This window comes from Desulfatiglans anilini DSM 4660, from assembly GCF_000422285.1.
GTDB classification, from domain to species: domain Bacteria; phylum Desulfobacterota; class DSM-4660; order Desulfatiglandales; family Desulfatiglandaceae; genus Desulfatiglans; species Desulfatiglans anilini.
Map to the genome: position 1 here is coordinate 61,635 of NZ_AULM01000020.1, position 6,623 is coordinate 68,257.

General features: G+C 50.6%; 5 protein-coding genes. 2 read left to right on the top strand and 3 right to left on the bottom strand.

Annotation, left to right across the window (positions count from 1 at the left end; genetic code table 11):
• Positions 1-70: 70 nt before the first annotated feature.
• Positions 71-976: a cation diffusion facilitator family transporter gene (locus H567_RS0113840; RefSeq protein WP_028321860.1), complete on the bottom strand. Its 906-nt coding sequence runs from the start codon at positions 974-976 to the stop codon at positions 71-73.
• Between the two features lie 830 nt (positions 977-1,806).
• Between H567_RS0113840 and H567_RS28605 the strand changes: the two genes are divergently transcribed.
• Together H567_RS28605 and H567_RS0113870 are read left to right on the top strand one after the other, a co-directional pair.
• On the top strand, positions 1,807-1,986 hold the full coding sequence (locus tag H567_RS28605; protein WP_028321861.1) for a hypothetical protein: 180 nt from the start codon (positions 1,807-1,809) through the stop codon (positions 1,984-1,986).
• A 764-nt stretch (positions 1,987-2,750) separates the two neighbouring features.
• On the top strand, positions 2,751-4,112 hold the full coding sequence (locus H567_RS0113870) for a sigma-54-dependent transcriptional regulator (protein WP_028321863.1): 1,362 nt from the start codon (positions 2,751-2,753) through the stop codon (positions 4,110-4,112).
• A gap of 13 nt (positions 4,113-4,125) precedes the next feature.
• On the opposite strand, the gene H567_RS0113875 is transcribed toward H567_RS0113870, so the two are convergent.
• Together H567_RS0113875 and H567_RS0113880 are read right to left on the bottom strand one after the other, a co-directional pair.
• Positions 4,126-4,917, bottom strand: coding sequence for a response regulator (locus H567_RS0113875; RefSeq protein ID WP_153306196.1), 792 nt, complete (start codon positions 4,915-4,917; stop codon positions 4,126-4,128).
• A gap of 117 nt (positions 4,918-5,034) precedes the next feature.
• A complete protein-coding gene (locus H567_RS0113880; RefSeq protein ID WP_084517312.1) occupies positions 5,035-6,321 on the bottom strand; it encodes a sensor histidine kinase in 1,287 nt (428 codons plus the stop codon).
• Between the last annotated feature and the right edge of the window lie 302 nt (positions 6,322-6,623).

Consider the following 6,623-nt stretch of genomic DNA (forward strand, 5'->3'; position numbering starts at 1 on the left):
TGGGGAGGTCGGATGCGCAGCGTGCCGGCGGCAGGCATCTGCCGTCGGCATATTCGCATACGGATCCCCCTCAGGCCGGGACCGGAATACGGCTCGGCACCACCATCACCTGGGCATTCGGCAGCGTCTGTTTGAGGCCGGCTTCCAGGTGGTCTATCAGGTTGTACACCTCTTTCATCTGTCTTTGCCGGTCGAATTCCAGAAACAGTTCGATGAAGATATGGCTGCCGGACCGGCGGGTGCGGAAGCCATGAATTTGTTCATAGGCATCGAAATTGGCGGCCAGTTCACGCAGGATCAGGAGCAGGTCTCGCTCGTCGAGGCTCCGGTCGAGCAGGTCGCCGATCGAACCGGAAAAGACGTCGCGAGTGGATTTGAGGAAGCTCAGGAGGAGGATGGAGGTGGCGCCAACGTCCAGAAAGCGCGTCCAGGGAGCGCCGTGAAAGATCAAGGCGAGGCCGACGGCCAGGATAATGAGCAGGTCCTCGAGGGCGCCCATCCGGGCCATGCGCCACATGGCGCCGAAGATGGGGGAGTGCTCGGTTCGGCTGAGGCGCAGGTTGCGGATCCATAGCCAGATGGAGACCACGCAGGAGACGCTCGTCAGGAGCATTGCCAGCAGGCCGCCATGCTGCTCCGCGGGGTGGCGGACCTTCATGAGGGTCTCATAGCCGATGAAAACGGCCGCGAGCAGCATGGCGATTCCGACCACCATGCTCGAGATGGTTTCCAGACGCCCGAATCCGTATGTGTTGCGGAGGTCGGTGCGATGCGTCATGCGCTTGACCGTGTACAGAGACAGACCCGAGGCGAGGGCGGCGGTCAGGGCGATGACGAAATTTGCGACGAACACCAGGGAATTGGAGGTGAGCATTCCGACGGTGGAGGCGCCGACCGTGTAGAGTTCCATGGCGAGGGTGACCGCCAGCAGGCGGATCTTGGTGGCATTGGAAACAGCTGCAGAAAAACCGCTCATGGTATGACCTCGAATACTATCCGAATCTTTTTTACGCCGACAGGCGGGATGCGGGGCTTGTCCGATCCCTGACCGAAAAGAAATAGACCCTGGCACGCTGTTGAAAGACGCCCGTCTGCTCTATGATGCTCATCCCATGTCAACAGGGTCGCACTTTAAGGTGCGTCTCACCCCACAGCATTTCGCAAGTCCTGTATCCGGACGATTTTCAACAGCGCGCCATACGGGTTTTTAAAACGCTGATAGGGCACTTGGATCATCCTATCTTTTCCATTTGGAAATGGTCTTCTTGGTTAATCTCTGCGTCAACCTGCGTGTTTGCTTGTGCGGCGACCTGCAGGTCGCCGCACAAGCAAGGACTGGCTTTCTTCGATGTTGGCCAAACCGGGACCCCGCCCCGCAGGGGTGGGACAGAGCACGCGCAGCGTGTGAAGAGAAATCCTCATTTCCGGATTGGAAACCGGTTTCGAAGGGGAGATCATTTCCGGATTAAACCTAGATCTTTTATCAGAAGAATTTGAATGATGGGGAAAAAAAAGAAAGGCACCGAAAACAGGGACGAAAAAAAACTATTTTTGAGGATCCGGAAACCTTGCGGTGATTAGGGCTGCCTATGGGCAGGGCCCGGATCAAAGGTCCCGCACGGCAGGAGCAGACGACATGCCTGAAGGGCGATCTCCTCCGATGCACAGGGGTGCCAGGGCCGGATTTATGTCTACTCTCAGGAAATCGCTGGGGAGGCTCGGGCGGACACCTATCGGAACTGAGCATAGTTTCTCCGGAAATGATTTCCAGGTAGAACCCGGTTTCCGATCCGGAAATGAGGGTTTTTGGCCACTATCAAAGAAATCCATCCTTTGCGCGGAGGCGACCTGCAGGTCGCCGCACAATCAAACGTGCAGATTGATGTCGAGATTGGCCAAAAAGACCATTTCCGGATGGAAACGAGCATAAATTCACCAGATATACGGGGCAGCGGAATGTATGAGAGCAGAATAAAAAATACCTGATAGAAAACCGTGATTTTCCTGATGGACGCAGGAAAAATCTTACATTATGCTTTGACATAATGCCTGAACGGGACATGTTTCAGGAATCGAAAAGTGTGTGATTGGTGTGAGATTTTAAAGAAATTTTAATAAATATTACATTCGATTTACATTTTCTTTCTGCTTTTTCCCCGCATTAATTTATAAACATCCCAATTCTGTGATTTATAATTCGATCAGGGTAAAATGCGAACTGATTGAGCTAGAGATCAGTCTGTTTTGGGTACAGCGGGTCACAAAGGGCTTCCGAACCTGATGAGTGTCCATGCGGAGATAGTTTTTCAGTGCAACCCGCTTTCCAATCCGGAAATGAGGATTTTTCCTTCCAGGCGGCGCGTGGTCAGTCTCGTCCCCCTGGGGCGGAAGCCGGATGCTCACCTTCTCCGTGAACTCAGTCCCATTCCTTCGCGGCGGATCCTGGTTCCTCCCACGCTGCGCGTGCTCAAACCCATTCCTGCAGGGCGGGTTCCCGGTTTGGTTAACATCGGTGAAATCCAGCGCTTGCGAGGAGGCGACCTGCAGCCGCACAGGGAACCGTGCAGACGGAGGCCGAGATCGGCCAAAAAGACCATTTCCGAAGGAAGACCAAGAAAGGGAAGGATCGCTGCAAAGAGATGTGTGTTGATTACGAACACGCTTTGCAGCGAGGAATTTGCGGTGCAGCCCATGAAGGGATAACGCCATGAATATCATGGTGATTCAGATAGGAGAATAGGAGGCATACCATGAGTGACGATGGCAAATGTGGTCGTATTCTCCTGGTTGATAACGAACCGAATTCAAGGGAGGTCTTGGCTGCGATTCTCTCTGAAGAAAATCACCAAGTGCTTCAAGCTCGCGATGGAGAAGAGGCCATCAAAATTATTGAGAAAAACGCTTTAGATGTGTTGATAACGGACGTGCGAATGCAGGGTCTTGACGGCCAGCAGCTTTTTTCCTACGTGAAAGGCAGACATCCGGATGTCCCAGTGATATTTTTGTCCTCTTTCGGAACGGTGGATTCGGCTGTCCATGCCATAACAGAAGGTGTGTTTTACTATTTTTTGAAACCGCCCGATTACCTGAAGCTGCGTAAGACGGTCGCCAAGGCGGTCGAGGTGCACCGCCTCCATCAAATGGTTAAGGAATCACAGGATCGAGGAACACAAACCCCTGAGTTGAAATTGATAGGGAGAAGCCTGGAAATCCGCAAAGTGATGAGGATCATTGAAACAATAGCGGATTCCGAGTGCAATGTGCTGATCACGGGCGAGACCGGAACGGGAAAGGAATTGGTGGCAAGACTGCTCTATGCCAACAGCAAAAGGAGCAACAGCGATTTCATAGCCTTCAACTGCGCCGCGATCCCGAAGGATCTCCTCGAAGCCGAACTCTTCGGCTATGAAAAGGGCGCGTTTACAGGTGCGATTGCAGCCAGGGTGGGGAAGTTAGAGAAGGCATCGGGTGGGGTGCTTTTCCTGGACGAAATCGGGGATTTTGATGTGAGCCTGCAGGCCAAACTCCTCCGAGTTTTGGAGGAGAAGGAAATCGAAAGACTCGGCAGCAACAGGAAACGGCGGACGGATTTCCGTCTGATTTGCGCGACGAACACAGATTTAAGGGCGAAAGTGGCAAAGGGTGACTTCAGAACGGATTTGTTTTATCGTATCAATGTGGTGAACATCAATCTTCCGCCCCTTCGGAAACGGCTGGACGATCTGGAGCAGTTGGCGAGGATGTTCCTGCAGGATTTTTGCCGGCGGGAGAAAAAGCAAATGCGCTTTACGGATGCCGCCATGAAGAGGCTTCTCGGGTATTCTTGGCCCGGTAATGTGCGGCAACTGCGCAACGTGGTCGAGAGAGGGGTTGTTATGGCGGGGGGTGACACCTTGGATGTCGAACATCTTCCGCCCGAACTGAACGATGCCGTGCTCCAGCCTGGTGCTTCAACGGAGATCCTCCCGCTCTGGCGTTTGGAAATGGAAGCGATCCAAAGGGCGCTGCATGCTTGCGGCGGCAATATTTCGCAGACAGCCCGCTCATTGGGCATTTCGAGAAAAGCACTCTACAAGCGGATTAAAGAGGCACCGGTTTTGAACGTATCTTGAAAATTGCACATTTCTAAATTTTTATCAGATTTTCTTTTATCGCTATTTTAGTCAATTCAGCCACTGATTTGACATCAAATTTTTGCATAATGTTGTATTTATGTGTTTCGACGGTTTTCTGGCTGATGCATAATTTTATGGCAATCTCTTTGGGACGCAGACCATCCGCCAAGAGTTTGAAAACTTCCTTTTCACGGTGGCTTAGTCTTTTGATTCCACTCAATCCGCTCATGTTGTTTCCGTTAAAAACTTCGAAATCTGATAAACGTTTTTGTAGAATTGATCTTACTTCAGAGCTATAGAATGTACCATTTGCTGCCGCAGTTTTAAGCGCCAAAATGATATCTGACAGGGGACCGCTTTTTAATAAATAGCCTGAAATGCCGTATTTCAATAAAGATGTGACATAGATTCGCTCAACATGCATGGAGAAGATGATGATTTTGACTTGTTGATTGAACTCCTTGATCATGCGCGTGGCGTCAATACCGTTCAGATTACGCATGGAAATATCCATGATGACAAACTCAGGCTTGAGTGTCCTGATCATTGAAACCGCCTCGGAACCATCCTTCGCCACACCGATAACTTCAAAGTCCCCAGAGGATTCCAATGTCTGCTTCAAACCTTCCAAAACAACCTCATGATCATCCACTAGAAGAACCCTGCCGATTTTCATCATGCGTTCCCGTCCAATGACCGTTTTTGCCAGGCTGAAACGGCTGGCCTTCTCATGAGTTTCCGTTCGGAGAGGGTCTTTTTGCCCCATCTCTGCATCTATTTGTTGGCTTGCGCGGCGGTCCACAGGCCGCCTCCGCACAACCAATGAATTTCCTTATTTTTGGACAAAAACCATAACTTCCGTCCTGAGAAGTATCTCGTTTTCAAAGCTTTATTTCCGGATGGACATTCGCGAGTGCCCTTAAACTTGAATGGGATGAACAGGAATTTTCGCGATCACGAGCGTTCCCTGTCCGGGTTCGGATTCTATTTCCAGTTCTCCGCCCAATTGTTCCGCTCTTTCACGCATAATCACGATACCCATGGGAGAGCCAGGTTCCAAATCTCTGCAAAAGGTTTTTTCAGGGTCAAATCCGATCCCGTTGTCTTCTATACTCAGGCAGGCGAATGGACCTTCCATCAGGAGAGAGACCCAGACCTGGGTGGCCTTGGCATGTTTAAGAATGTTGGTGAGCGACTCCTGAAGGATTCTGAAAAGTGCAATGCCCGCCTCGCTGTTGATTTGATCGAAGACTTTCTTCGTGAAAAATTTGCAGCTGATATCGGTTCTTAACACGAATTCATCAAGCAATCCCTGAATAGCAGATTTCAATCCAATTTTATTAACGCAGTCAGCCCGTAGCCAGTGCGACATATTTCTCGTCACTGAAATCAATTCATTGATCTGCGAGATAATTTTGTCAGCTTTTAAAGTTCTTGAAGCATCAATATTATCCATGTCGAGTAGAAAATTTTCAAAGTTCATCTTAAGCGCCGCCAGCAGTTGGCCGAATTGATCGTGTAAAGCGGAACCCATTTCATGCCGCTCGCGCTCGATAAGTTTCAAAAGATTATGTGCTGATTGAGAATGTGCTGTCTGTGCAGCACTTGGCGCTTTCAGATGAATTCCATTATGGGCCCGATATTTGAGGGCCTGATGCAATTCCTTTCTCTGGGCGATATAGAGCTCAGCTATCCGCGCGTATCGCGTTTCGGTGTCGCTTTCGATGGGGGATGCGGCGGTTTGAGTGGACAACAGGCATGCGGTTACATGGCGGTCTTTTGCGTCTTTGTACATGAATGCATCGATATGGAGAGGAGCGGGCTTTGCTCCTGGCCATTGATATGAAACCGTAATGGTGGAAAATTTTCCATTTTTCTTTAGCCTTTCCAGGCAGGTGTTCACTTGAACCTTTGCTTCTTGCCCGATGAGGCAATCAAAGGGTTTGCCGATGAGTTCGGAGTCTCTTTTTCCAGAAAGCAGACATGCGGCTGGATTGCAGGCGAGGACGCAGTGGTTTTCATCAAGCACTACAAAGCCAGTGAAGCAGAAAAGATAAAAGGCGTAAATGTCCAGGATCCTCGTTCGTCTGAATGGGATGTGAGGGATGGATGCAACGGCATGGAGCATATCTTCGATCTGGTTCCGGAGGTGCTTATCACTATTGGAGCAATGAATTCTGGGACCGTTTTCTTCGTAGCGTAACATTATTAACGCCGGTCAAAAAATGGACAGAATGGAGGGTTTAAAAACGATCAGGGAGAGTACCGGGGCATAGCTGTGCACAGGGCGGCAAACGGCTGTGCGAAGAAGGGCAGCCTGCGGGAGCCAGATACGCCCGAGGAAGGGCCCACCACATCTCCAGGAGGAAGAGGCGGGAGCAAACAAAGATTTTATAGGGAATGGATCTATTTGTGCTTTCTTCGATAACTTGTTCCTCCGAGGATGATGATCTCCGAGTTGTAGACGAGCCGGTCAGCGATCGCGGAGGCTACCGTGTTGGAATCGAA